This window comes from Bogoriella caseilytica (genome assembly GCF_003752405.1).
In the GTDB taxonomy this organism is placed as follows: Bacteria; Actinomycetota; Actinomycetes; order Actinomycetales; family Actinomycetaceae; genus Allobogoriella; species Allobogoriella caseilytica.
The window spans coordinates 2488005-2513001 of the sequence record NZ_RKHK01000001.1 but is presented as its reverse complement, the minus strand read 5'-3'; the positions used below and the strand labels follow the sequence as shown (position 1 = coordinate 2513001).

The 24997-nt window shown below is 68.8% G+C and carries 22 protein-coding genes and 2 tRNA genes; 8 read left to right on the top strand and 16 right to left on the bottom strand.

The features are described from left to right. Positions 1 to 113 precede the first annotated feature (113 nt). From ettA to EDD31_RS11250, 5 genes are all read right to left on the bottom strand, one after another. Positions 114 to 1796 carry an energy-dependent translational throttle protein EttA gene (ettA, locus tag EDD31_RS11270; protein ID WP_123304239.1) on the bottom strand — a complete coding sequence of 561 codons (1683 nt, stop codon included), beginning with the start codon at positions 1794 to 1796 and terminating at the stop codon, positions 114 to 116. 201 nt (positions 1797 to 1997) lie between these two features. Continuing rightward, entirely contained in the window at positions 1998 to 3527 is a 1530-nt protein-coding gene (locus EDD31_RS11265; protein ID WP_170163286.1) for an outer membrane protein assembly factor BamB family protein, read from the bottom strand. Between the two features lie 171 nt (positions 3528 to 3698). Beyond that, complete coding sequence (locus tag EDD31_RS11260; protein ID WP_123304237.1) at positions 3699 to 4250, bottom strand: single-stranded DNA-binding protein; 552 nt, start codon at positions 4248 to 4250, stop codon at positions 3699 to 3701. Positions 4251 to 4401: 151 nt separating this feature from the next. After that, the gene (locus EDD31_RS11255) at positions 4402 to 5880 is read right to left on the bottom strand and encodes a GTPase (protein WP_211336112.1); all 1479 of its coding nucleotides are present in this window, start codon (positions 5878 to 5880) and stop codon (positions 4402 to 4404) included. Continuing rightward, on the bottom strand, positions 5877 to 7442 hold the full coding sequence (locus EDD31_RS11250) for a GTPase (RefSeq protein WP_123304236.1): 1566 nt from the start codon (positions 7440 to 7442) through the stop codon (positions 5877 to 5879). The genes EDD31_RS11255 and EDD31_RS11250 overlap by 4 nt, the downstream gene beginning before the upstream one ends. 123 nt (positions 7443 to 7565) lie before the next feature. Between EDD31_RS11250 and EDD31_RS11245 the strand changes: the two genes are divergently transcribed. After that, a tRNA-Arg gene (locus EDD31_RS11245) sits at positions 7566 to 7641 on the top strand. 51 nt (positions 7642 to 7692) lie between these two features. Beyond that, positions 7693 to 9201, top strand: a complete 1509-nt coding sequence (locus EDD31_RS11240; RefSeq protein ID WP_123304235.1) for a hypothetical protein — start codon at positions 7693 to 7695, stop codon at positions 9199 to 9201. Here the strand turns inward: EDD31_RS11240 and EDD31_RS11235 are convergent. Then, the gene (locus EDD31_RS11235) at positions 9161 to 9700 is read right to left on the bottom strand and encodes an aromatic ring-opening dioxygenase LigA (RefSeq protein WP_211336111.1); all 540 of its coding nucleotides are present in this window, start codon (positions 9698 to 9700) and stop codon (positions 9161 to 9163) included. The genes EDD31_RS11240 and EDD31_RS11235 overlap by 41 nt on opposite strands. A 175-nt stretch (positions 9701 to 9875) precedes the next feature. Here EDD31_RS11235 and EDD31_RS11230 point away from each other — a divergent pair, with 175 nt between their 5' ends. The 5 genes from EDD31_RS11230 (at position 9876) to EDD31_RS11210 (ending at position 14049) form a co-directional block, all read left to right on the top strand. Further along, positions 9876 to 10403, top strand: coding sequence for a PadR family transcriptional regulator (locus EDD31_RS11230; RefSeq protein WP_123305450.1), 528 nt, complete (start codon positions 9876 to 9878; stop codon positions 10401 to 10403). Then, on the top strand, positions 10400 to 11122 hold the full coding sequence (locus tag EDD31_RS11225; RefSeq protein WP_123304234.1) for an ABC transporter ATP-binding protein: 723 nt from the start codon (positions 10400 to 10402) through the stop codon (positions 11120 to 11122). The genes EDD31_RS11230 and EDD31_RS11225 overlap by 4 nt, the downstream gene beginning before the upstream one ends. Further along, on the top strand, positions 11119 to 13113 hold the full coding sequence (locus tag EDD31_RS11220) for an FtsX-like permease family protein (protein WP_123304233.1): 1995 nt from the start codon (positions 11119 to 11121) through the stop codon (positions 13111 to 13113). Before EDD31_RS11225 ends, EDD31_RS11220 begins: the two co-directional genes overlap by 4 nt. 63 nt (positions 13114 to 13176) lie before the next feature. Next, complete coding sequence (gene orn, locus EDD31_RS11215) at positions 13177 to 13833, top strand: oligoribonuclease (RefSeq protein ID WP_281270441.1); 657 nt, start codon at positions 13177 to 13179, stop codon at positions 13831 to 13833. 140 nt (positions 13834 to 13973) lie between these two features. Continuing rightward, a tRNA-His gene (locus EDD31_RS11210) sits at positions 13974 to 14049 on the top strand. 402 nt (positions 14050 to 14451) lie between these two features. Here EDD31_RS11210 and EDD31_RS11205 read toward each other — a convergent pair. Then, a complete protein-coding gene (locus tag EDD31_RS11205) occupies positions 14452 to 14736 on the bottom strand; it encodes a hypothetical protein (RefSeq protein ID WP_123304232.1) in 285 nt (94 codons plus the stop codon). A gap of 9 nt (positions 14737 to 14745) precedes the next feature. On the opposite strand from EDD31_RS11205, the gene EDD31_RS15095 reads away from it, so the two are divergent. Further along, the gene (locus tag EDD31_RS15095; protein WP_281270440.1) at positions 14746 to 14871 is read left to right on the top strand and encodes a hypothetical protein; all 126 of its coding nucleotides are present in this window, start codon (positions 14746 to 14748) and stop codon (positions 14869 to 14871) included. An 80-nt stretch (positions 14872 to 14951) separates the two neighbouring features. On the opposite strand, the gene EDD31_RS11200 is transcribed toward EDD31_RS15095, so the two are convergent. From EDD31_RS11200 to EDD31_RS11160, 9 genes are all read right to left on the bottom strand, one after another. Further along, positions 14952 to 15425 carry a hypothetical protein gene (locus EDD31_RS11200; RefSeq protein ID WP_148058940.1) on the bottom strand — a complete coding sequence of 158 codons (474 nt, stop codon included), beginning with the start codon at positions 15423 to 15425 and terminating at the stop codon, positions 14952 to 14954. A gap of 577 nt (positions 15426 to 16002) precedes the next feature. Beyond that, positions 16003 to 16869 carry a hypothetical protein gene (locus EDD31_RS11195; RefSeq protein ID WP_123304230.1) on the bottom strand — a complete coding sequence of 289 codons (867 nt, stop codon included), beginning with the start codon at positions 16867 to 16869 and terminating at the stop codon, positions 16003 to 16005. 333 nt (positions 16870 to 17202) lie between these two features. After that, positions 17203 to 17400 (bottom strand): hypothetical protein, encoded by a 198-nt coding sequence (locus tag EDD31_RS11190; protein WP_148058939.1) that lies wholly within the window; start codon positions 17398 to 17400, stop codon positions 17203 to 17205. A 142-nt stretch (positions 17401 to 17542) separates the two neighbouring features. Beyond that, entirely contained in the window at positions 17543 to 20398 is a 2856-nt protein-coding gene (locus EDD31_RS11185) for a helix-turn-helix transcriptional regulator (RefSeq protein ID WP_170163285.1), read from the bottom strand. A gap of 77 nt (positions 20399 to 20475) precedes the next feature. Further along, positions 20476 to 21177, bottom strand: a complete 702-nt coding sequence (locus tag EDD31_RS11180; RefSeq protein ID WP_123304227.1) for an LPXTG cell wall anchor domain-containing protein — start codon at positions 21175 to 21177, stop codon at positions 20476 to 20478. Continuing rightward, positions 21174 to 21704: a signal peptidase I gene (locus tag EDD31_RS11175; RefSeq protein ID WP_170163284.1), complete on the bottom strand. Its 531-nt coding sequence runs from the start codon at positions 21702 to 21704 to the stop codon at positions 21174 to 21176. Before EDD31_RS11175 ends, EDD31_RS11180 begins: the two co-directional genes overlap by 4 nt. After that, positions 21701 to 23128, bottom strand: a complete 1428-nt coding sequence (locus EDD31_RS11170) for a SipW-dependent-type signal peptide-containing protein (protein WP_170163283.1) — start codon at positions 23126 to 23128, stop codon at positions 21701 to 21703. Before EDD31_RS11170 ends, EDD31_RS11175 begins: the two co-directional genes overlap by 4 nt. A gap of 64 nt (positions 23129 to 23192) precedes the next feature. After that, complete coding sequence (locus tag EDD31_RS11165; RefSeq protein ID WP_123304225.1) at positions 23193 to 23744, bottom strand: hypothetical protein; 552 nt, start codon at positions 23742 to 23744, stop codon at positions 23193 to 23195. A 235-nt stretch (positions 23745 to 23979) separates the two neighbouring features. Next, positions 23980 to 24903, bottom strand: a complete 924-nt coding sequence (locus EDD31_RS11160) for an SDR family oxidoreductase (protein WP_170163282.1) — start codon at positions 24901 to 24903, stop codon at positions 23980 to 23982. Between the last annotated feature and the right edge of the window lie 94 nt (positions 24904 to 24997).

Here is a 24997-nt window from a genome sequence, read left to right as displayed (position 1 = left end):
CTGATTAACACGCGTCCAGAACCACGGCAGGCCGTCGCGGGACCCACGACGACGCCGGCCCCGCCTCCTCGGTTCGAGGAGGCGGGGCCGGCGTCGGTCGCGCGGGGAGCTGCTCAGTCGCGGGTGAGCTTGCGGTAGGTCACCGAATCCGGGCGGGCGGCATCGGCGCCCAGGCGCTCGATCTTGTTCTTCTGGTAGGACTCGAAGTTGCCCTCGAACCAGTACCAGTTGGCCGGGTCCTCCTCGGTGCCTTCCCACGCCAGGATGTGGGTGGCCACCCGGTCGAGGAACCAGCGGTCGTGCGAGACGACCACGGCACAGCCGGGGAAGTTCTCCAGCGCGTTCTCGAGGGAACCGAGCGTCTCGACGTCGAGGTCGTTTGTCGGTTCGTCCAGCAGCAGGAGGTTCCCGCCCTGCTTCAGGGTCAGTGCCAGGTTCAGGCGGTTCCGCTCACCGCCGGAGAGCACCCCGGCCGGCTTCTGCTGATCCGGGCCCTTGAAGCCGAAGGCGGAGACATAGGCACGCGAGGGCATTTCGACGTTGCCGACCTGAATGAAGTCCAGGCCGTCCGAGACCACTTCCCACAGGGTCTTCTTCGGGTCGATGCCGCCGCGCGACTGGTCCACGTAGGAGATCTTGACTGTCTCGCCGATCTTGAGATCGCCGCTGTCGATGGGCTCCATGCCCACGATGGTCTTGAAGAGCGTGGTCTTGCCGACACCGTTGGGACCGATGACACCCACGATGCCGTTCGGTGGCAGCGAGAAGGAGAGGTCCTTGATGAGCGTGCGCTCGTCGAAACCCTTCTCGAGCTTCTTGGCCTCGATGACCACCGAGCCGAGCCGGGGCCCGGGCGGGATCTGGATCTCCTCGAAGTCGAGCTTCCTGGTGCGTTCGGCCTCAGCAGCCATCTCCTCGTACCGCGCCAGACGGGCCCGGGACTTGGTCTGACGGCCCTTCGCGCTGGAGCGCACCCACTCCAACTCACTAGCCAGCCGCTTGGCGAGCTTGGCATCCTTCTTACCTTGGACCTGGAGGCGTTCTTGCTTCTTCTCCAGGTAGGTGGAGTAGTTGCCCTCGTAGGGATAGAGCCGCCCGCGGTCGACCTCGGCGATCCACTCGGCCACGTGGTCGAGGAAGTACCGGTCGTGAGTCACGGCGATGACGGCGCCGGGATACTTCGACAGGTGTTGCTCGAGCCACAGCACCGATTCGGCGTCGAGGTGGTTGGTGGGCTCGTCCAGGAGGAGGAGATCCGGCTGCTCGAGCAACAGCTTGCACAGGGCCACCCGGCGGCGCTCACCACCGGAGAGCACCGAGACATCGGCGTCCGGAGGCGGGCAGCGCAGCGCGTCCATGGCCTGGGCGAGCTGGGAGTCGATGTCCCAGCCGTTGGCGGCGTCGATTTCGGTCTGGAGCTTGCCCATCTCGTCCATGAGCGCGTCGAAGTCCGCGTCGGGTTCGGCCATGAGCTCGCCGATCTCGTTGAAGCGATGGACCTTGCCGAGGATGTCGGCCACGCCCTCCTGGACGTTGCCCAGGACCGTCTTCTCCTCGTTCAGGGGCGGCTCCTGCAGCAGGATGCCGACGGTGTATCCGGGGCTGAGGCGCGCCTCGCCGTTGGAGGGCTGGTCGAGCCCGGCCATGATCTTCAGGATGGTGGACTTACCGGCCCCGTTGGGGCCCACCATGCCGATCTTGGCGCCGGGGTAGAAGGACATGGTGACGTCATCGAGGATGACCTTGTCGCCGTGGGCCCTGCGGGCCCGGACCATCGAGTAGATGAACTCTGCCACTGCTCTCCACATCCGTGAGGGTATTCGTGGGCTCGCCTGCGCGGACCACCGCTGAGGTGGCGGCCACGTGGGTGTGGCCTGCAGACGCAGCTATGCCGTGCCAGCCTAAACGCTCAGCGGGACGAGAGCCGATTCGGCCGGAGACGAATGGCGCCTCCCGCGTGTCGCAGCTATACGGTGCTGGCCTGCCCCGCGAGGGCATCAGTCCAACGCGAAGATGGTATGGCCATGCATCCAGCTGATCACTGCATGGCTCTCCCCGACCGAAATCATCGATGATCGGATGGCCCCCTCCTCGATCGGACCACGGAGCACGTCCGCCGACGCGCGGTCGTAGACCACGAGCTCGGAGGCCCGGTCGAGCGACCAGGTATCGCCGATCCGGAAACCGGCGGCGAGGGGCGGAGTGCGCTCATACATCGAGACGTCGAAGGCAGCACCGCTCGCTCCCGTGTCGAGATCGAGGTGCACCACCTCCCCGTCGGGGAGCATGGCGACCACATCTTCGCCGAGCGTGTCGACCGCTTCTCGTGCGATCACCTGGACCGGGTGAAGCGGCTGCGACCAGGCCACATCACCTGAGCGTGTGAGCATCGTGAGGGAGAGCTGCCGCTCCGGGAGATCACTGCGAGCCTCACCTCGTGGAACCAGCTCGCCGATGTCGGCCACGAGAACTCCCCCGTCACCCGCGAACGCTGCCGGCACCGTGCCCACCAGCAGTGAGTGGTCGGCATCGTGCTCGGGGCGCGGATAGTGCCACAACTCCCCGCCATCGAGTCCGTCATGAGCGACGATCTGGGGCGTGTCAGGGGCATCCGCAAGAGCGTCCCCGCGCAGGGCGCCGGCCGAGTCCGGATCACCGATGGGTTCGTTCGCCGTCGTTGTGCTGGTCACCCAGAGGTCCTCCATCCCGGCCGCGCCGCGCATGTGCTCGTCCTGCCAAGGGATCTCCCAGAGCAGTTCGCCGGAGTGCAGCCCGACGGCCTCGAGCCGCAGGCCTTCCTCGTGGCGTACGGGGGTCACGAGCACGTCGCCCATGAGGGAGGAACTAAGATCACGTTCGCCCACCGCGCCGGGGAGTTCCGCGAACCCGTCTGGCGGACGGGCGGCGAGTCCCCGGCTACGCGTGCAGTACTCGCGCTCACCGGTCAGCAGGTCGAAGCCGACGACGTCCGTGTAGGGAGCGTGCCCGGTCGGAAAGGTGCTGGTCTGCACGACCAGACGGTCGTCGAGGACCGTGTACCCCTCCCCCAGCACCTGACGGCTTCCGCGCTCGCGGAAGGCATTGAAGCCCCCGCGTTCGATGTGGAGCACCCACTCCTGGTCTCCGTTGCCCGGATCGACCGCGACCAGGTCCGCCGAGCCACCCTGCGCGCCAGCACTGATGACCAGGAGCCCGTCCGCCGCGCCGGCAAGTGTCGCGGACTCATCCATGGTGGCCACGGCGCTGGCATCGAGCAGCTCCTCCCACGTCTCCAGCGCGTTCCGCGCCCAGGGGTCGCCGTCCAACGCTTCAGGCAGACGGCCGTCCTCGCCATGGAGGTCCCAGGGCAGGTCGAGGTCATCGGCAGCGAGGGAGAGGCTCACGCCGTCGCCACAACGCCAACCGGCCGAAGCGGCAGTGCGCTGGGGCCATTGCCAGATCAGCATCGAGGCCACCAATGCCGACACCAGCACGCCGGCCGTGCTCAGCGCGATCAATCGACTCGGCGACTGCGACTGCCGCGACATATTCCGGACCCCCGTATCGACGTACACCGTCGGTTGACGCTAGACCGAGGTGGCGCGGGAAGAGGTGCCTTCCGTCCGAGTGCCGGCCTTGCAGCAGGCCGATGGTGCAGCTGCCCTCTCCCACGGACTCTCGCTTGGAACGTCAAGGGTACGGGAGAGCTCTGCCTCCGGTCATGCTGCCCCGGCAGGCTCCGGCCTAGCCTCCCACTGGCTGTCCTCGACTCCGGAGCTGTGGGGGCTCGACGACAGCTCCTTCGCGGCCCTCGCGCCCTGGCCTTCTGCAGCGCCGGCGAGCCGGGCTGCGGTGGCGGTGATGTGCTCGCTGTCACTCGCGGACCCGGAGCCGCCCTCTGCGCTCTGGCGGATGGTGCGGGTGAACGCCGCGGTGCCGAGGCGGAGGTTCGGCCCCACCGCGGAGGCGATCACGACCTCCTTGCTGCGGTTCTCACCATCGGAGTTCTTCCAGGTCTCGGTGCGCAGCTCCCCGCGCACGAGCACCGGATGGCCCTTGCGGAGGGAGCCGACCACGTTCTCCCCCAGCTCCCGCCAGGCCTTCACGGTCAGCCAGGTCGTCGGGCGATCGACGTACTCCTGCTCATCGCGACTGAAGTACCTCGACGTCGATCCCACCCGGAACTCTGCATAGGTGTTCTCTCCCGCCACGATCTTCTTCGGATCCTCGGCGAGGAATCCCGTGAAGGCGATCTCGATTTCGTTGCTCATCTCGCACTACCTCCCATCGGAGGCCGACCTGATGCCGACCCGTGTGGGCACACCATGGCCGGAATGAGCGCTACGAGGCAGCGGAGCGCCGCCGCCGTTGTGGACGCCGTGGCAGCATGCGCCGTGCTTGGGGAAGCAGAGCGCACTCTCCTCAGTGCGACAGCGCCTCGCGCAAACGGCGGTGACGCTCGATGATGGGCGCCACGGGCTCGACGAGCATCCTCCGGACCACCTTCCCGATCTGGGCGTCCACTTCGCGCCGGTACGACTCAGCAGCCTCAGCGGCATGTGCGCGGCGCAACCGGCCCATCACCAGCGCCAGGACGACGATGACCGCCACGGCCCCAGCCACGGGCGCAATCACCCACGGCAGCGAGACGTCGAGCACGAACCAAGCCACCGGTCCATAGGTGACGGCGGCGACTCCTAGCACGGCAATCAGCGCGCTCAGGAGACGGACGGCACCCGAACCACCCCAGGGCACGCGCACGGCCTCCACTTGCGCCGAGACCGCGTCGCGCAGAGCCCCGGGCTTGGCCGCGGCCTGCGCCACGGCAGATCGCCAGCGCTCAGGAAGCCCCTCCCCGGTGCGGGCCACCCAGCGGTCGCGGACCGCAGCCACGGCGGCTTCGGCCGGAGGCTCGGGGTGGGCAACCGCACCACCTCCACGGTTGCGCAAGGAGTCGACCACCGAGTCCACTCCGGCAGCACGGGCCAACTCACTGACTTCCTCATCCACTGCGGTCAGATCCGGCTCATCTGCTCCTACCGTGGCGGAGAGCCGCCCGGCGACGGCCTCAACCTCAGAGTGCGCGGTACGCACGGTCACCGAGGGGCGCGCCACCACCTCAGCGAGGATGTCCCGGACCTGGGCGATACCGATGCCCTCGACGGCCGAGGTGGGAATGACCTGGACCCCTTCGAGCCCGTCGCGAGCCAGGAGATCGCGCACGTCGGCGGTCATGCGTTCCACCGCAGAGTCCGGGAGAGTGTCCACCTGGTTGACCAGGACGAGCATCGCATCGCGTCGCCCGGACAGCGCACGCAGGTACCGCTCGTGCAGCGCCTCGTCGGCGTACTTCTGCGGATCCACCACCCACACCAGCAGATCCACCACCGGCAGCAATCGGTCCACCAGGGAGGCGTGATGGCGCGCGATGGAGTCATGGTCGGGCAGGTCGAGCAGAACCATGCCGTGCAGCGCCTCTTCGGTGTCGCCGTCCAGGAGCGATTCGCGCTGCATGCGGCGTTCGGGGCGCACCTCGAGGAAGTCGAGCAGGGGCGTGGCATCCTCGCCCCACACGCACGCGGCGGCTACCTGGGTGGTGGGCCGCAGAGCGCCCACATCGGCGAAGGTCAACCCTGAGATGGCATTGAAGAGGGAGGACTTCCCGGAGCCGGTGCCACCCACCAGAGCCACCACGGTGCGGTCTCCTCCGCGGTCCAGTCGCCCGGCCACGGCATCGAGCGAGCGGCGCGCGTGCTCGGCGATCTCAGGGGCGATCTCCTTGCCGGCCTGGTCCAGCGCGATCACCAAAGCGTCCGCGCGCTCAGCCAGGACGCTGGCGTCATCGGGGAGCCTGCCGGTGGCCGTGTGCTTGGCGTTGTCCATGGCCTCATCGTCGCTCACGAGTGCTCCTTCAACTCTGAGGCGCGCAGTCGTAGGGAGGTACCCGGACGGATGGGCAGGTCCTCGAGCACGGCGAGATGCTCGGCGCTGACCTCTCGCACCGTCTTCTCGGCGTAGTCCAACAGCATCTGGCGCGCGCGGGCCACAGCGCCGGGCACCAGCCGATCGGCCACCTCGGCAGCACCGGCCACGCCCGCGGCACCGGCCTGAATGAGGGCGGCCAGCCCGCGGCGGCTGAGCGCTGGGGTCTCCCCCGGGGCGAGCTCGATGACGGCTTCGGCCCACTGGGAGGTCACGCGCCGCGCCACCTGGTCGGCGGGCGGGAGCGGCACCGAGGAGAGCAGTTCGCCGGCCCCGAGCTCAGGATCCGACCAGGCATCGGTCAGGGCGCTGGCGGCGCGGCGGAGGTGGTCGGCGATGACGAGGCGCAGGGCGGCGAGGGTCTCCCCGGCCAGCCCCGCGGCGGCCGCGTCCCGCGACTGTAGGCCGCGCCCGAAGAGACCGCGGCCGAGCCGGCGCCCCTCCTGCAGCCCGGCCAGGGCGCCACCGCGGGAGGCCAGCGCCAGCCAGCGCGTGGTGGGGGCACCGCTGCCAGCACGGCCCTGGGCCAACGCCTCGCGTACGGCCTCGGCCGGCCCGCTCGTGGCCTCCTGCGCGACCGTGCGCAGCTGCTCCGCGGCGCGTTCTTGGACGTCTGCGGATTCTGCCAGGGCGAGCACCTGCTCGCGCAAACCGGCCCACACGCCGCGCGTCGTGCGGCGCACCACGCCGGAGGAGCGGTGCCGGTCGGCCACCAGGCGCAGCCAGGCATCGAGCTCACGGACTCGCTCGGGAGGCAGGAAGCTCTCCAGTGGCCCGGCATCGCCGATGACCAGGAAAGGCGCTGATCCCATACCGATCTCGTTGAGGCGGTTCATCAGGTCACGGCGCACCGGTGCCAGCACGTGCTCGGGAACCCGATTGAGCACCACGGCGGTGGTGATGCCTCGCTCGCTGGCCTCTTGCAGCATCTGCCAGGGCACGGCATCGCCATAGCGGGAAGCGGAGGTGACGAACACCCACAGGTCCGCGCTCTCCAGCAGTTGATTGGCCAAGGAGCGGTTGCGCGCATCCACGGAGTTCAGGTCCGGCGCATCCAGCAGGGTGATGCCGGCAGGTACCGCCTCATGTGTGACCACCGTGGCGATCTCGGTCAGCGGCCGGCCCTCGATGAGGAAAAGATCATCAGGGTGAACGGCGACCGTGGGCTGCCGGGTGGTCGGGCGCAGGATCCCGGCTTCGGTGACCACCTCTCCCAGCACTGAGTTGACCAGCGTCGACTTCCCCACGCCGGTGGAACCACCGAGCACGACGACGGCGGGAGCTTCCTCCTCCTTGAGTCGCGGAATGAGACGTAGTCGAATCTGGGTGAGGACCTGCTCACTCAGCTCTCGGGCCGCCTGGGCACCGGGGGTCTGCAGCGGGAACTCCACCTTCTCCACACTGCGGGCGACATCATTGACCACGGCAAGACGCGGGTGGCGCGCACTCGCCTTCGGGCGCGCGGGAGGAGTACTTGGCATGCTCACCCCCCTATTGTGAGGGGCAGACGCTCGGCGTGCGAAAATGTTGCCCGCGGCGAGGCGTCAAGCGGACTCCTGACTAGGCCATGGGGCCTGGCCCGGAGCCTGCCAGACCTGCCGCCGGCCCTCGTAGCTCAGTGGATAGAGCACCCGACTTCTAATCGGACGGTCGCAGGTTCGAATCCTGCCGGGGGCGCCAGGGCGACGTGGTTCCAAGCAACGACGTGTGAGAGGGACACTGCGCGAAAAGATGGGGGATGCTCGCATTTCTTGTGATGAATCAGCTCCGGATCGAGAGACGGCCAAGACGGCGTACGCGCGCCACATCGATCGACTGAACGCTCTCGGCCCGCGCCGCTCCGGAAACGCCGCACACCGGGAACTGATCGACGACGTCGCCGCAGATCTCGCCGGGCTCGGCTACCGCGTCGAACGCGACACGCACACCTTCGAGCGGTGGGACTCCCCGGAGCACGGCGCATCGCTCGCAGTGGAGACACAGGCGGTGGAGGTCTCTTCGCCCTGGCCGTACTCGGGCGAGACCGGGCCCGAGGGAGTCAGCGCCCCCCTCATACTGGTATCACCCGGGCGCAGGATGTGGGCGTCGGCTGCGGGACACATCGCCGTCGTCGAGGTCGAGAACATGGAGGCTCCCGCCTCGCTCGTGCTGGAGTCCTGGGGCAGCGACCTACCTTTCGAGGCGGTCGCGAACCCCGTCATCTCGACCGAGCTCGCCGGCATCGATCTCCGGGCCGCACGTTCGGCGGGCGTCGTCGGGGTCGTCGCCGTCTGGCGGGGCCTCTCCGACCATGAGGCGCGAGGCCAATACCTGCCCTTCACCCGACCCCACCAGGAGATCCCCGCCGTCTGGGTGCCGGACTCGGAAGGTGATCGTCTCGTCGCCGCCGCACGCCGCGGTGCGCAGGCGACGCTGGTTCTGGATGCCACACGGCATCCTGGGGCGAGCATGGACACCGTCTGGGCGGTGTCCCCGGGGGCGGGCCCTCATGCGCACGAGACCGTGATCGTGGTGACGCACAGCGACGGCGGCAACGCCGTCGAGGAGAACGGCTTCATCGGGCTGCTCGCCCTCGCCCGCGACGCGGCTGAATCCTCACACGACCGCACGCTCGTCTTCGTCATGACGGCCGGTCACCTGCGGATCCCAGCGGTCACCGCGCACGGACAGGCGACCACCGCATGGCTCGACGCGCACCCTGAGCTCTGGGACGCGGATGCCGCGGGACACCGGGCCGTGGCAGGCCTGGTGATCGAGCACCTCGGCGCGAGACGGCAACGCAACGACTCCCCCAGGGCGGGCAGCGGCGACGACGGAGCGGAGCCCGAGCTGCTGTACGCCACCACCCGCGAGCTCGATGCCCTCGCCCGCGCGGTGTGGCACGGTGCCGGGCCCGTTCGTCCGGTCAAGCCCGGCGCGCTCGTCCATCTGGGCGAAGGCGAGCCGTTGTTCGAAAACCGCATCCCCGCCATCGCCCTCGTGACCGGCCCGGCCTCGCTCCTCGCCGAGACGCCGCATGCAGGGGTCGATCTCGACTTGCTCTCGCGCCAAGTCGAGAGCTTCCGTGCGCTCCAGCGGCGGCTCACTGCGGCCCCCGACCGCCGCTCGTTCGGCACGGTGCGCACCCCAGGCCGCGTGCGAAAGCTGATCGCGGGGGCCCGGGTTACCTTCTTCCTCGCCCGCCAGCGGTCACACCGGGCTACGCGCGCTCGTCGGTCTCGACGGCGTCCACGCGGCTGACCGGCTGTGCCGGGGCGGCACGGAAACCGACGGAGAGCTGGCGGATCACCAGGCCGATCAGCACGAGCAGCACGCCCAGGCCGATCACCATGGCGGAGACACCGAAGGCCAGCACCGAGGTGAAGAGGGAAGCACGCAGGAACGAGGCGTTCATCATCGTGTCGCGCTGCGCCTGGAGTTCCTCGGCGCGGTCCTCGTCACCGGCGTCCCGTGCCTCGTTGACCATGGCACCCAGCTCGGCGTAGGTGCCTTCGGAGCCAGCGAGTGCGTGCTGCTGGATCACTTCAGCCTGGGCGTAAGCGCTGAAGGGGCCGTTGACGTCCGACCCAGCCAAGAACGGCGCGTCACCGGCGACGGTGATGTTCTCTTCACTGAGCTGCGAGCTGACCATGATCCAGGTTCCGATGCCGCCCAGGACGAAAAGTAGCCCCAGGACCAGCGATCCGATCCCGACGCCCTTGATGAAGCTGGCCTTGCGGTCTTCGGCTGTTCTGCTCATGACGCTGCTCCTTGTCTCGACTCTTCAGCCGTTGCAGCCCGAGCTCCACCATCGGATCGCCCGGCGCCACGGCCCCGTGCTCTCGACCGTACCGAGAGCCCGCACGGGCGCACCACTTTCGAGTTCTTACGCTCGGGTATTCACTGAGTGAATACACCCGGTGTACAGTTCCGGCATGAGCGTCCCCATGGCCGTCCTGGCCCTCCTTGATCGCCATCCCGCCCACGGCTTCGCCCTCAAGCGCACGTACGACGAACTCTTCGGCCACGGGCGCGACCTGAAGTACGGCCAGGTCTACTCGACTCTCGCTCGCCTCGAGCGAGACGGCCTGGCCGATGGCGTGGGTGTCGAACCCGGCGAGGGCGCCGACCGCAAGGTCTACGCCATCACTGATGACGGCGTGGCCGAGTTGGAGGCCTGGCTCGATCAGCCACAGAAACCGACCGGCCGCCCCTCCGAACTGTTCACCAAGGTGGTGCTCGCACTCGCCTCCGGACGCCCGGCTGAACCGATCCTCGACCGCCAGCGCCTCGCCCACCTCGAGCGCATGCGCGAACTCACCGCTGACCGGCACAGCGGGGATGTGATCGACCGGCTGGCCCGGGACCACGAACTCGCCCACCTTGAGGCGGACATCCGCTGGGTGGAGCTGGCCGCCGCCCGCCTGAGTGATCTGCGGGCCGACGTGGAGCAGCTGCCATGACCGCCCCCACGCGCCGCGCCGATCGCCGGACCGGCACGACTGGCCCCGGCACCCCGCCCGCAATCCTGCGCGCCAGCGGACTGCATCACTCCTACGGCGCTACCCCAGTGCTGCGCGGCATCGACTTCCAGGTGCGGGAGGGTGAGACTGTCTCGATCATGGGGCAGTCCGGCTCCGGGAAGTCCACGCTGCTGCACCTGCTGGCGGGCTTGCTCCTGCCGGAGAGCGGAGCGGTCTACCTCGACGGCGTGCGGCTGGATCAGCTGCCGGAACGGCGCCGGGCCGAACTGCGCCTGCGGCGTATGGGCTTCGTCTTCCAGTTCGGCGACCTGGTGCCGGAGCTCAGCCTGGTGGAGAACGTGGAACTGCCCCTGCGGGTGACGGGCCACCGCCGCCGCCCCTCCCGCCGCCGGGCGATGGAGATGCTGGATCGCCTGGGCGTAGCCGGCGTGGCGCAACAGCGCGTCTCCGAGGTCTCCGGCGGCCAGGCCCAGCGCGCCGCCGTGGCCCGCGCCCTGGTCCACGAGCCCGCCGTGGTCCTCGCCGACGAGCCGACCGGTTCACTGGACACCACCACCGGAGAACTGGTGCTTGAAGCGTTGATGTCGGCAGCACAAGAACAGAACTCCGCCGTCGTGCTGGTCACCCACGAACTCTCCGTGGCCGCGTGGTCACAGCGCACCGTGATGCTCCGCGACGGCCGTGAGGTCCAGGCGTGATCCGTCTTGGGCTGCGCCTGGCCCTGGCCGGCGGTCCCGTGCGGATCACCGCGCTGCTGCTCGGCGGTGCGTTGAGTGTGCTGATCCTCAGCCTCGCCTGGGCCATGCCGGACGCGCTCTATCCGGTCATCGAGATCCCCGGCGAGGAACCAATCACGCCCTCCGAGCGGGGCACCGCGGAGGCCATGTCCGCCATGTTGCTCGCACCGGTGCTGCTGCTGCTCGTGGTGGCCGGGCGGCTCTCCTCCACCGTGCGGGACCAGCGCCTCACCTCGCTCCGGCTGATCGGCATCAACCGTGCGCGCACGCTCGTGGCGGCCGTGGTGGAGAACGTCTCGCTCACCGCCGTGGGTGCACTAGCGGGCGTCGGCGTGGCCTACGCCGCCGCCTGGCTGATCAACGTTCGCGTGCAGCTCGCCGAACCGGTGGCCTTCTCCCCCGGGCGGATGGCGGTGGTGCTTGGCGCCGTCGTGGTGTTCTCCGGCGTGCTGGCCCTGGCCTCGCTGCGCACCTTGCAGCTGCTCCCCACCCAGGCGCGGCGGGGCGGCGTCGTGAAGCCGGCCTCGTGGTGGCGGGCGGTGCCCTTCGTGGCTGCCGTGGCGTGCTTCGGCCTCGCCATCTTCAGTCAGGAGATCACGGAGCTCGCCCTGCGGCTTCGACCGGAGATCAGCGTCGACGAAGCACGGGGATTCCGGGTGGCCGCCGTCGCTGGGCTGTTTCGGGCCGGGATCGTCCTCGGCGCGCTGGGCATTGTCACCACGCCGGCCCTGATCGCACGCTACGTGGCGCGAGCTCTGCGCCGATCTCGCCGGTTCCCGCTGCTCATGGCGGGCCGGAGCATCGAGGCCGACCCGGCCTCGGCCACTCGGCGGGTGGCCGGAGTGGGCATCGCCCTCTTCGCGCTTGGCATCGGGGCCGGGGTGCTGACTGCCTTCGAGACGGTCCCGCAATCGGTCTATGCGACGCGCAACGCCGAGCGGGGGCCGCAGGAGGTGAGCGTCCACGCGGGCTGGGATATGGAGGCTGATCAAGAGCAACCGCTGACCGCCGGCGACCTCGCCGAGCTTGAGAACATCCCCGGAGCCGAGCGCGTCATTCCGGTACACGAGTACATGGCATCCACGTGTGACGTCATGACGTCCGAGGGATGCCTCGAGATCTTCTCCGGGAGTTGTGCCGACCTGGCGGTCTACTACGTGAGCGTGGCCGGATGCTCCGACGAGCGCGCGGCGTGGATCGGGAGCTTGCAGTCGTGGGACGTCGTGACAGAGAGTTTCGACGGAGTGCCAGAGTCGTTGGAGGTTGTCGCCCGCTCCGCAGACGGGGAGACGGAAGGGGCGGCCACCACCATCGACCTGTCTGGCCCGGAGATCGAGACCGATGAGCGGGCCGTGGTGACGCAGCGCGGTTTCCTTCCGTACTTCCACGTGTTCGTCCCGCCGCATCTCGTCGAGGAGATCGGCGCCGCGGTGCACCGAGCGGACGTCATCGGACCGCCCGGGCGGGAGTTCGCAGTGACCGTGGGCAGTGCCGCTGAGGCGCTCGGACTCCATAGCGACTCCCCCATGCGCTACTCGGACTACGACCTGCTGCTCAGCGTGCGCTCCATGGTGGGAGGAACAGGAGCTGCCCTGGTCGCCGTGGTCCTGGTCGCGGTGAGCTTGTCGATCATGGACTGGCTGCGCGAGTCGCGCCGTCCGCGGATGCGGATGCTGGCCATCGGCGTGCCGCGCCGCACGATTGGACTGTCCTACCTCATCCAGTTCAGTTTGCCCTTGGTGGGCGCGCTGCTGGCGGGCGGCACCCTGGCACTCCTAGGCGTCCGCACCTACGAAGTCCTTGGCGGAGATGAGAGCCTCCGGGCCTTCTCCATCCCGCCGGTCTTCTGGTGGCTGGGGCTGTTGCTGGCCGGCGGCGTGGCCACGGTGGCGGTGATCGCCGCTCTCACCGCTCGCGAGCCTATGCGCGCCCAGGACCTGCGCACCGAGTGAGTCCGCTCCGCAGCCCGCTCGGGGCACTGCTCGTGACCGTGGCGCCCCGTAGGGTGGTGGGCTGTGAACACGAACGCGAGCACTAGTGCGAAGGCTGCCAAGGATCCGATCGTCTGGATCGACTGCGAGATGACCGGCCTGGATCTCGAGGCCGATGCCCTGATCGAGGTGGCCGTGGTGGTGACCGACTCCGAACTCCGCCCGCTCGACGCCGGGATCGACCTGGTCATCCAGCCCACCCCGGGTGCGGTGGAACAGATGGGTGACACCGTGCGTGAGATGCACACCAGCTCCGGTCTGCTCACGGAGCTCGATGCCGGCCTGGAGATGGCCGAGGCTCAGGCACAGGTACTGAGTTACATCAAGCGGTGGGTTGCCGATGCGCGTAAGGCGCCGCTGGCGGGGAACTCGGTGGGCACCGACCGCACCTTCCTCGCGCGCGACATGCCCGAGGTGGTCGAGCACCTGCACTACCGGATCATCGACGTCTCCTCCATCAAGGAGCTGGCGCGCCGCTGGTACCCGCGTGCTTACTTCCAGTCCCCCGCCAAGGCGGGCGGGCACCGTGCGCTCGCAGACATCCTGGAATCCATCGATGAGCTGCGCTACTACCGCGCCGTGCTCTTCCCCGAGGGTGAGGGGCCCAGCAGCGAGGACGCCAAGGCCTCCGCCGAGCGCATCGCCGCCGAGCCCACCGCCGCGCTCCTCGAGAAGTTCTGAGCCGAGCCCGCGCTGCAGCGAGGGACCTGCGCTCTCGGCGGTGAGCGAGGCCACCCTCGCCCGGCTTCGGTCTCAGGCTCGTCGTCGGCTATGCTCGTGCACTGCTGCCGGGCGCTTCGTGCGTCCATTCGGTAGCGATGGTGGGCGTAGCTCAGTCGGTAGAGCATCGCGTTGTGGTCGCGAGGGCCGCGGGTTCAAGTCCCGTCGTCCACCCCAGATGGCCCCTACTCGAAATACGGGCTGAGGAAACCACGGCAGGGGCCTCCGAGCGAGGCTCCTGCCGCAGGTCTGAGATAGACGAAAGGCCACCCCGTGGGGTGGCCTTTCTGCTTGCCAGCTATGTCTGGCGCTCGTGCATGGTGGTGGAGGGTGGCGGCTGACCACCGCTGCGTCGTGGACGCGGTGAGGCCGGTGGCACCGTCGAGGCGGCGAGTGCAGCCACATCGTCGTTGAAAAGGGTCTGGGCGGCCAGCAGGACGAGGTACTCCTCGACGAAGACTGCGGCATCGGTCGGGCGGTTCTTGACGTTGGCCAGCTTCTAGAATGAGCTTCCCGCCCAGGCAGGAACGATGTCTGCACAGTGGACCGCGCGAAGCCGGTACCGCGACAGCAGCGGCACTACCGGGTGTCGATCACGTCGACACCGTCGCTGCCAGCGCGCTCGTAGACGACGTCTACGCCCTCACTCCATCCCAAGGAGCTGTCCAGCTCGAAGTAGTGCGGGGCAAGGTCATCGGTGCACGGACCGTCGTGTGAAGAGCCGTCGATCAACTCCACCACCTCGACGGCGCCGGCCTCGTCGACCTGCCAGTTGCTGAAGTCCGCATGCTCAGGCTCAGGCGGGCAAGAACTGGAACCGTGGATCAGCAGCTGGATCGCCTGGTCATCGACGACGATCGCCATGGAATCCCAGTGCTCCTCGACGTCCAGGCCCGCTTCATCCGCAACAGCCGCGAAGGCGACTTCGTGAGACGGATAGATGAGGACAGGCTGCCGATCGCCGTGACCGGCACCATCGGGGTCGCCTGCACCACGTGAGCCGTCCTCCTGGCAGCCGGCGAGAACGCTAACAACGGCCGCCCCTGCGGCTACGCACCTCAGCTTCACACCCATAGCTTCTACCTCCCGTCGAGGACTCGCATCGGACCGTCGTCGCTGATCGCCCGGTCGAAGCTCAGCTCCACCGTCTCAGCCCAACCGGACTCGGCGGTGAGCTCGAAGAAGTACTCGACGGCGTCCGCCGTGCACTCCTCGGTAAGTACATCGCCCGTCTCCTCGAACGCCACCGCCTCCACTCCCCCGTTGAGCTCCACATCACTGGCTTGCGGCTCCGGCGGGCACGAACCGGATCCGAGCAGCACGAGCCGGATGGTGGTGTCATCGACCACGATGGCGAGCTCGTCGAGCTCGAACTCCTCGCGCTCCTCCCCTGCGGCATCCAGCGCCGCCTCGAAGTCCGCCACGTCCGACGGTGCAACCTCGACGGCGGCATCATCCGCGCCGCCGGGATCCTCACCGTCGCCGGCCTGGCAACCCGCCGCGGCGAGCGCGAGAGCAGACGCTGTTCCAGCTATACGCGTCCTCCTGCGCATGCCTTACCTCCTGACGTTGATGGCGATTCACTGGGTATATGTCGCGGGCACCCCGATGGCTTGCATTCCGTGCGCACCTTGAACCGCCCTGGGTTTGGTGGAGACTCTGGTGTGTCCTGACTCTCCACCAAACCCAGGGCGGTTCACATCCTGATCCAAGCGCTGCTGGATCTGACGGAGTTCCTCGCCGGAGAATCGTGGCCGGCCGCCACGCCCTCGAGCCGAGTCCGGCACATATCCCTCACGCTGAAGCACCTGGCCAACGGTCTCAGCCTTCACGCCATGCCGCTCGACCAACTGCACTAGCGTCGCGCCGTCCAGGTGCCCGGCGAGGATCTCTTCTACTTTTTTCGCCGGCAGGCTCCGCCGACCTGGCATCGCAGGCGAGCCACTGGACCGTCGTGACCGGGTGGCTCTGCGCCGCACGTCTTGGATCCAAGACGTGTCGCGCGAGAGGGCAGGTTTATCCGAGTAGCGGAGCAGGATGGACCCCAGCTGAACGAGGTTCGAACGCTCGACCGAGGGACAACCCCGGTCGAGGTTCGGGCCTCGCTCTCGTTGCGGATGGCTTCGCGAGTCACCGTGACCATGGCGGGCCATCGTGGGGAAGAATCTGCTGCCGTGGATCCGGGGGCGGCAGCACCTGAGCCCACTGCTGACCCTGCTGCGGCGGACCCCACTCGTAGCCCGGTGGATACCACTCACCATCGGGGGCCTGCCACCAACCACGAAAACGCCGCTTCACCGCCCGGCGCACCGCGCGTCGGGTGGAGCCGATGGCCCACCACAGCGCGGTGGCCAGAGTGAGGATCACCGGCCACGAACGCACCCCCTCGTCCATCCCGGGCCGCACTGGCGGAAGACCGCTCTGCGCCACCGAGCCCGCCCCGAGGAAGAGCCCCGGAGTCAGTGCCAGCAGGAGAACCAGGAGCACGGACAAGGGGTAGGCCTGCCACCACAGCACGCCGGTGCCCGTAACGCCATGCGCCCAAGCTCGCCCCAGGCGACGACGCACGACGAGCAGCAGGATCCCTACGCTGACCGCCGCCGCGCCAACGACGCCTGCCACTGCCCAGGGCTGCGGCTCCTCGCCGAACTCCACGAACCACGCATCCGGCAGTATCGCCACGAGCAGGTCCCGATAGGGCTCGGCGTACAGCGCGGCGATGGAGAGCCAGTAGACCATCACCGCCAGCAGAGCCACATAGGGCATGACTCGCATGGTCAGCGCCCACATGAGGCCAGAGTCCGCGGAGATCGCCCCACCCGGGGGCGGTGCCATGTTGCCCTCACGGATCTGGCGCGCGCGCTGCTGGTGATGATTCGGGTCGATCTCCCCGTCACCGTAGGGATTGTGCCGGTGCTGACTGTTGGACGATTCCTGGTTGCGCTGATATTCACTCTTCTGGCCGGCGAAGGCCGCCCAGTCGTTCGGCTCGCTCAATGGTCGGCCCGCCTCATCCGCCCGCGGCTCCCGGGGTCAGCAGCCGTGGGGCGAGGGCTGTTCGGGCCGTCCTGGTCGGGCACTGACATCGCCGCGAGGCACTGGTGGAACGGAGGGCTGGACATGTCTCTCCCAACTTGCCCCCGGCCAGGGCACGCCTACGTGACGTGCGTCACCTTCAAGCTTGGCGGACGCTCTCCGGCAAGCCAAGACCGTCTCGCATCCTGGTCAGCAGAGCGTCGGCCACAGGAGGCTCCCTGCGGTCAACGCCCGCACAGGCCGGCCATGCCAGGGCAGGGCAGGGCAGGGCAGGGCAGGGCAGGGCAGGCGAAGCTACCCTTCGATCTCAGCGGCTCGCTGAGCGAATGCCTGCACCTCGCTCGCCTCCACAGCCATCCCCACCGGGTTGGCGTAGGAACCATCACTCTGGGCTTGGAACGCGCCGGCGTCGATGCCGACCAGGCTGTACGGGGCGTCCTGAGTCTCCGTGTATACGAAGAAGAGGTACTCCTCGCTCGGTTCTAGCGACACGATGTCACTCGCGAAGCCCTCTCCACCTGCCACCGCCACCGCTGCCTCAGCGTCTTGCTCCAGAGGCGACGACTGCTCATCGACGACAGTGACGGGGAACTCGCCTCCTGGTCGCAGGCCACTTTCTCGATCGCTGACTACTCTAGCGAGGCTCAGCGACCGCTCCGCGAAGCAGGCGCTTCGCTTCCCTGCGCGAAGACACCTCGAGCTTCTTGAAGATCTTGGCGATGTGCTTCTCGACGGTCCGGACGGAGATGTAGAGATCCTCGGCGATCTCGGGGTTGCTCTTCCCCTCCCCGATCAGCAGGGTGACCTGACGCTCTCGCCCGCTGAGTTGAGACAGCTTGTGCCGCAGCGCTGGATCTGTGGCCGGCGCGGAAGCTGATCGCGGACCGACCATGCTCGCCAGAGTGGGGGCATCCTCCCGCAAGCTGGTGGCGAGATCACCGGCTCGCTGCTCCAGGACCCGTGCGCCACATCGCTGGAAGACCGTGGCAGCCCACACGGCCAGACCGATGCCGGTGGTCCTGTGCTCGGCGAACCGCTGATTGCTCACCAGGCCGGCAATGTCGAGCGCAAGGAGCGCCCGCTGCATACGAAAACCACCACCTTCCGCGATCGAGAGCGTGGTGCGCGGAGGTGACTTGTGATCAAGCCAGTCCAGTGCGTCGAAGAGAAGGTCGAGCCGCTCCTGCGGATCAGAACGGCTCAGCCCGCGGGCATGCGCGATGGCGTAGCGGCGGGGCGCCTCCAGAGCAGGAACGCTGTCGTCCTGCAGCGTCGTGATGATCGAGGCGATGACCTCGGGCCGGCCGATCGAGGCCAGCTCCCGCGCGAGCAGCGTCAGCGGCATGATGCCCAGGCATGCCAGCCCCAGGTCGCTCTCGTTCGTGCGCAGGAGCGCATCAATAGCTCGGGCGTGGTCCTCCGCGGTGATGGCGGCCCACGCCCTGGCGTAGTCGATGTAGACGCGACTCGCTGGACTGCCCTCCGAGCCAGGAGCCTCCCACAGCCGGTCAAGTATCCGGTGGGCGCTCTCCTGCCCACGGGCCGCACGGACGAGGGCATCGACGGCGTAGGAGATGAGGGCTTGATCGCACTCGCCGCGCTCGAGCCCGCCCTCAGCGGCTTGTGCCGCCACCGCGGCCGCCTCATCCCACAACCCGGCGTCAAAGAGCGAGAGAGCAAATCGGGAGCGCCCGAAGGCACCGAGCCTGTCCTGGCCGGGCAAGCCCTGGGAGCTCGCTTCGAGTTCGTAGTAGGCGGACTGGCACGCGCCGACCTGATGCAGGCGCGCTCCCCGCACCGCCCGTATGCCCAAGTACGCGGATTCAGCGGACGGCGTCTGCGCGAGCTGATCCGCGATGTCGCCGATCGCTTCGATCGGGTCCACCAGGGGGCGCGGCGTCGCGAGGACGCGCCACGTGGCAATGAGCCCGCGCAACCCGCGGACCTCTCCCGCGGTTCCCTCCGCGCCATCGAGGTACACGTCGAGTGCCTCGGTCGTTCGCGCCAACACCGCAGACCACCGCGACGGTACCGAGCCGGTGACGCTGACAACGCCGGCCTGAGCCACCGCCCGAGCGAACAGCTGGATGGCGTCATTCTCCTCGGCGGCCAAGTCCACCACCTGGGCGAGCTCCCCCATCGCGGCCCACGGCTCACCACTGCGCATACGCAGGAGCGCGAGCCCGCCACTGCGCAAGGCGCCGGGTGGCAACGCCCTGATGGCCGGCTCCGCCTCCAGGAGCGCACGGACGTCGGCCCCGTGCGCAACGCTGCGCAGCAGGAGAACCACCACCTCGGAACCCGTGTCGAGCGGCAGTACCGAGACCAGGTGCTCGGCGGATTCGCCCGGCCGTCCGGCCGTCAGCAGATCCCGGGCGACCGCGAGCGCCTCGGCGACCAGACGCCGACGGCCGCTCTCGTCCGGCTCCAAGCGCAGGGCCGTGGCACGGTGCGTGACCCCGGCGGACGACCCGAGGAGTGCGGCGACGCGCTGATGCCACTGGGCCCGCTCCTCCGGCGGGATCAGAGCCTGGAGAACAACGGCGACGCTGCGATACCGGATGCGGTAGCCGAAGCTGGCGGCGTCCCACTCGGACACACCTGCCTCGGTCAGGACCGTGAGCTCGACGGGGTGCTCGACAACCTCGGCCATCTGCTGCGCCGACAGCGGCTGGCCAGCCGTGGCCAGGAGCGTCAGGAGACTACGGGCATGCGGATCGAGCCCGCGGACCATCGAGCTGATCGCCTGATGGAAGGGGTGGCCGGCTCGTGCCAGAGCGGCCTGGTGATGTGCGACCGCATTCTCGATGCTGCGGCCGGCACCGGGAGGGCACTGCGAGAGCCATGCACCGATGCTGACGACATGGGCGGGGATGCCATCGGTGGCGGCATGCACCGCACCGGCTGCCTCGGCGCCGACGGGCACCCCGGCGAGTTCGGCGAGAAGCTCACGCGACTGGTCGGCGTTCAATGGCGGCAGATCGATGAAGGCACCGCAGGAGCCGGTCTGGGCGTGACGGGCGAAGCCGGACAGATCCGGCCGCGCACAGGGCCTGGTGGTCACCACCAGCGCCCCCAGGCGGTGCTGCGGTTCCCGGAGCAGACGCCAGAGCACCTGAGCCGAGAGGTCATCGACCCAGTGGAAGTTCTCGATGACCACTACCGCTCCAGCACCGAGCTCCTCCAGCCGTGCCGCCGCCGCCTCGAGGAGCTCGTGAGCTTCCCCGCGCTGCGCCGTCTCCGGGTTCCACAGCGCCGGCACTCCCGCGGAGCCCGGTTCCTCCCGATCGGACTCGTCCAGCACGATCGACAGGGCGGGGCGGCCGCAGTCGGCCAGTGCGCGACGCAGCAGGGCCGACTTCCCCATGCCGGCAAGTGCCTCGATCACCACCAGATGTGCAGATCCGGCTTCCGCACGCTGGAGCTGGCGAACGATCTGACCACGCTCGGCGGTACGGGCGACGAACGAGTGATCGATGCCGAAATCCATGGTCTCCGTGCAGTCGTGGCGTGAGATGCGGCTCTGTACCTCAGTTTCCCAGTCTATGACCCACGGCGGCGGCTCGTTCATCCCCGAGCGGGAAGGCCGAGACGGCCACGCGTACCTCGTGCCCTGCGCCACCGCACCACTCCCGCACCGGCGACGGTGAGAAGCAGAGCCACCGCCGTCAGCTGCGCGGCCGCGGTTCCGGTCTGCGGGAGATCCCGATCGTCGGGTCCGGCGCCGGACGGCGGTGGGGTGTGCGCCGCTGCCACTACCTCGATCCGCAGCTCTCCACTCAGATCCTGGGCGGTGTTGTCCGCCTCGGCCGGCAGTGCTGCCTCGACCCGCACGTACCAGCTCGTCTCGCTGGGGATGACGCCCAGTTCTGCCCGTTCCTCCCTCATGGGGATGCTCCGCACTGTCCCTGGACAGTCGTCACCCATCCACGGACTCGTGCAGACTCGGGCGTCGACTCGGACGGCCTCGGCGGCGGCTTCTGTTCCGTACCAGTCGCTGGACACCTCGATGGCGAGGGCGTCGGGATGCCAGTTGGTGAGCTGAGCATGACCGGTCTGCGGGACTCCAGGTGTGAGATCGGTCAGTTCCAGTGTGCCGTCCGGGTAGCTCACCTCCAAGCCACCGGAGTCCTGCTCGGACTGCGCCGACGCGGCGGGCCCGAGGAACACCGGAAGGGCGAGCAGGCTGACCCCCGCTGCTGCGGCGGCGGCCCGGCCAGCCCAGGCTGCACGAGCCGACCGGTGGCGGCCGACGACTGTCGTTCTCATGGCGTGTGTCCTTTACTTCGGGTTCGTGGCGACATCAGGCTTGCGATCACCAGCGCCAGCGCGGAGACCATCGCGATCTGCATGGCGGGCGGCTGCGCCAGAGCTCGAAGCACTCCGCCGGCGTGTGGGATACGGGCGACGGTGGCCTCGACCTCGGTCGCGGGGAAGGGCCGTGGGTCGGCGACGGCATTGGCGTCGCCGCGCATGGTGACCAACCAGCCCTTCGGTTCGTCCGGATCGGGAGCGTTGGCGACGATCCGGTGCGTGACCAGGTCACCGGTGGGCCGCTGCAAGGTCACGACCTCCCCCACCTGAGCTTCGCCGGCCGGCATAGCCCGAGTCAGAAGCACGTCGCCGGCGCTGAGTGCCGGCTCCATGGAGCTCGAGGAGACGACACGCACGTGCAGCACTCCGGTGTGTGCGGCGACAGCCAACGCCACCGCCAGCACGGCCACGACTGTCGCCGCCACCGAGGACATCCGGTGCGCCCAGGACCAGCGCGCGCGGCGCGCGGAGGCCCTGCTCACTGGTCCGCCACGGCGCCGTCGGGAGCGCCGTCCCCACCCACGATGACTGTGTTCGGGTGCTCTGGATCCGCAGCGACCTGCTCGTGGCTCGCCGGCTCGAGGTCGCCGATCGCCACCGGGGTCGACGTGGAGCCACTGGGGCAGGAGGTGTTCACCAACCAGTACTGGTCGGGTCCATCGATTGCGTCGAGCACGCGAAGGCCCTCGATGAGCCATTCACCGCCATCGATCTCGCCCGCGACGATGACTTCGCCGTTCTCATTGGGCGCGGCACTGTCGCCAAGCGTGACCTCGTAGCGGCATCCGTCGCCCTCCCCGGCAACCCGGACTGCACCCCAGAACGTGGTCGCGGATGCCGATTCCAGAATCCGGTACTCGCCGCGATACTGCACGTGCGGCTCCGCGTGCAGCGACAGAATCCCGTCTCCGGAGGTGTTATCCCATCCGGCGCCGTAGTCCACGATCGACAACCTCACCCCCTGCTCGCCACCAGAACGGCTGATGAGATCGTGGGCGAACTCCCCATCCCAGGTGGGCCGGAAGAGGTATCCGCTTCCGGTGTAGGACGTGGGATTCACCGAAGATTGCGAGTGGAAGTGCTCCCCGACGAGGGTGCCGAGACCCGGCCACAACCAGTCACCGGTCAGCGATACCCGGTAGCGAGTCACGTCCGACATCTCGGAACCCGTCGGTAGCTGCGGCACCGTGACGTCGATGTGCCAGTCCATCGGATCGCCGAGGGCGTAGACGCCGGAGAGGTCCGGTTCGACGGTAACGGGCAGATCCTGCTCGGTGAAGAACGGCACCTGCGGCTCGCCTGCGGTGCGCACTGGGCCCGAGATGGTCGCCGAGTCGGTCCAGCCGGCGTCGAGCGCGCCGTGCTCCCCATCTGCCTGCGTACCCACAAAGGTCAGGCCGAACTCGCCGAAGTCGCGGCCTGCCGCGGCGCCGTCAGCATCGGAGTAGCGCAGCCGGATGGTGAGATCGATGTCCTCGCCGGGGGCGAGGATCAGGTCATCGACGGTGCCGACTCGAAGCGGTAGCCCGGTCAGTTCCCTCTCGGGGTCCGAGGGGTCAAGAGTGAATCCCCGGCCTCCGCTGACGATGGACAGCTGCCACTGGGCATCGGTCTCCTCCAGGCGTGCGACATCGACGGTCAGCTCGACGGGGGTGGATCCGCTGTTCGTCAGTCGCACGGTCTCGCTCTGCTGGACGTAGTGCTCGAACTCGCCGAAGTCCAACTCCGTGAGGTCCTGGTCCACGGTGAGGTTGCCGGTTCGTACCTGCCCGGTCACCTCACCGCTGTCGGTCCAAGCAGCCGCGGTGGCGGCCCCGGCGCTCGCCACAACCAGCACGCTGATCGCGGCCAGTGCCCACCGTGCCGGCCGGCTGCCCTGTGGTGCGGCCAAGGTCTGTCTCGTCATGTCCATCCGTTCGATTGCCTCTCACATGCGGCTGTGACGCCCCACTGCGGTCACCTGGCTGCGCTCAGTCGCCGTCCGAGGCCGCCTGCTCGCCGGTGAAGGTCAGTACGAGGTCGTCCAGCTCATCGAGGTCCTGGGACTCGTTCGACGCCGTGACCAGCGTCAGGCTGATCTCCACGGATCCGGTCTCCCCGGCGTCATAGATCAGCGGTTCACCACCGGGGCCGAGCGCCAGGCCGGTGAACTGTTCTGCTGAGTCCGAAGGATCGACGCTGATGCCCCCGCCGCCGGACTCCGTGACCGTCAGCTCCCACTCCACATCGGAGTCCAGCCCGGAGATGTCGAGGCTGATCTCGGCCGGGGTGGAGCTGTTGTTCTGCACGGACAGCGTCTCGCCTTGGGACTCACCGGGGACGAACTCGTCGAACCCGAGGTCGTCCAGGTCGAGTTCGAGAGAGAAGCTTCCGGTAGTGATCTCTCCGGTGATCTCGGCGGTGTCGGTCCAGTTGGCGGCGGTCAGCGTCGCGGCACCGGCCAGGCCGATCACGCCGAGAGCGGCCAGAGCGGGACGTGCTGCGGGGCGTTGCTTGCGCGGCGCCACAGGTGCGGTATCCATCGGAATGGTCCTTTCGCGTCAGATTGATCGGATCGGGGCGATCCGCGAGAGACGCTAGGACGGCAGTGCAGCCGCAGCGCTGGATCGCGCTCGGAAGCCGTGCCCGGCACGTAGGGGCCCCGCCCCGCTACGTGCCGGGCACGCACGCGTACCCGCCCGATCCGGAGCGGCCGGACGGATGGGCGCGCGAGGACCGGGCCTTACGAGCCGCGTCCACGGCCAGGTCGCGATGCGGCTACTGCGCGGAGTCGGACCACCGCGCAGCGGCATCGTGCGCATAGTCCGCATACGACGTCGGGGGCCGCCCCAGCGCGGCCGTGGTCCGCGCGCGCTGGCCAGCGCTCCCCCGGGGGGCGAAGCGCTGAATCAGCTCGTAGGTGCGCCGGAAGTCCTCGCGCATAGCCGGGGCCATGCGCTCGCCGATGGCCTGCTCCCACGTCCGGAGCTCGTCGCCCACGTAGCTGACTTCCCGGCCGAGCGCGGCCTGCCACAGCTCGGCCGCGCCGGGTCCGGTGATCCGCGGCTCTGGGCCGACCATCGGAAAGACGCCAGGGTCGAGTTCGCGCAGCAGGCCGCGGGCAGCCGCCTCACCGACGTCGCGGCAGTCCACACGGACCGTTCCCTTCTTACCGATGGGTTGCGGGTAAGAACCTGAGAGGATTTCGGGCCGCCACAGCTCGTCGTTCTGGTAGAAGTTCGCCGGCAGCAGCACCACGGAGTCCACCGCAGAGTCACGGACCGCGGCCTCCACCCGGTACTTGGGCACGTAGTGCGGGCCAGCGCGTCCCATCAGCGCGTAGATCGCGTTCCGGATCGGCTTGATGCCGCTGTCGGGGTGGATCGCCGTCGAGAGCACCAGTCGTGACACCCCCGCTGCCTCGCAGGCGCTCAGGAAGGTCAGGCCGAGGTGTTCTTCCGCCGAGTCGTGGGGAGTGACCAGGAACGCAGCGTCGACGCCGGCGAGCGCCTCGCCCAGCGAGGCGTGGTCACCCAGGTCACCCACAGCGACCTCGACATCGGCATCCGCGGGCAGGGCAGAGCGCCGCTCCGCAGACCGAAGAAGCACTCGCGGCCGTACCCCGCGCCGGCCCAGGGCTGCGACAACCTCGCGTCCCAGGAGACCCGTGGCACCGGTGATCAGCACACGCTCGGCGCTCACCGTTCCGCGCTCACGGTCCGGGCGCAGGCGAGGCGCGACGGCAGGTTCAGGACGACATTGTCAGTGCGCATGCCCCGGATGCTAGGGCGCCGCT

Coding starts and splice junctions, on each gene's coding strand:
- EDD31_RS11180 (WP_123304227.1), bottom strand. CDS start 21,177: ATGAGAACGACAGTCGTCGGCCGCCACCGGTCGGCTCGTGCAGCCTGG.
- EDD31_RS11260 (WP_123304237.1), bottom strand. CDS start 4,250: ATGAGCAACGAAATCGAGATCGCCTTCACGGGATTCCTCGCCGAGGAT.
- EDD31_RS11170 (WP_170163283.1), bottom strand. CDS start 23,128: ATGACGAGACAGACCTTGGCCGCACCACAGGGCAGCCGGCCGGCACGG.
- EDD31_RS11230 (WP_123305450.1), top strand. CDS start 9,876: ATGAGCGTCCCCATGGCCGTCCTGGCCCTCCTTGATCGCCATCCCGCC.
- EDD31_RS11225 (WP_123304234.1), top strand. CDS start 10,400: ATGACCGCCCCCACGCGCCGCGCCGATCGCCGGACCGGCACGACTGGC.
- EDD31_RS11200 (WP_148058940.1), bottom strand. CDS start 15,425: ATGCGCAGGAGGACGCGTATAGCTGGAACAGCGTCTGCTCTCGCGCTC.
- EDD31_RS11265 (WP_170163286.1), bottom strand. CDS start 3,527: ATGTCGCGGCAGTCGCAGTCGCCGAGTCGATTGATCGCGCTGAGCACG.
- EDD31_RS11205 (WP_123304232.1), bottom strand. CDS start 14,736: ATGGCGATCGTCGTCGATGACCAGGCGATCCAGCTGCTGATCCACGGT.
- EDD31_RS11185 (WP_170163285.1), bottom strand. CDS start 20,398: ATGGATTTCGGCATCGATCACTCGTTCGTCGCCCGTACCGCCGAGCGT.
- EDD31_RS11240 (WP_123304235.1), top strand. CDS start 7,693: ATGGGGGATGCTCGCATTTCTTGTGATGAATCAGCTCCGGATCGAGAG.
- EDD31_RS11250 (WP_123304236.1), bottom strand. CDS start 7,442: ATGCCAAGTACTCCTCCCGCGCGCCCGAAGGCGAGTGCGCGCCACCCG.
- EDD31_RS11235 (WP_211336111.1), bottom strand. CDS start 9,700: ATGAGCAGAACAGCCGAAGACCGCAAGGCCAGCTTCATCAAGGGCGTC.
- EDD31_RS11165 (WP_123304225.1), bottom strand. CDS start 23,744: ATGGATACCGCACCTGTGGCGCCGCGCAAGCAACGCCCCGCAGCACGT.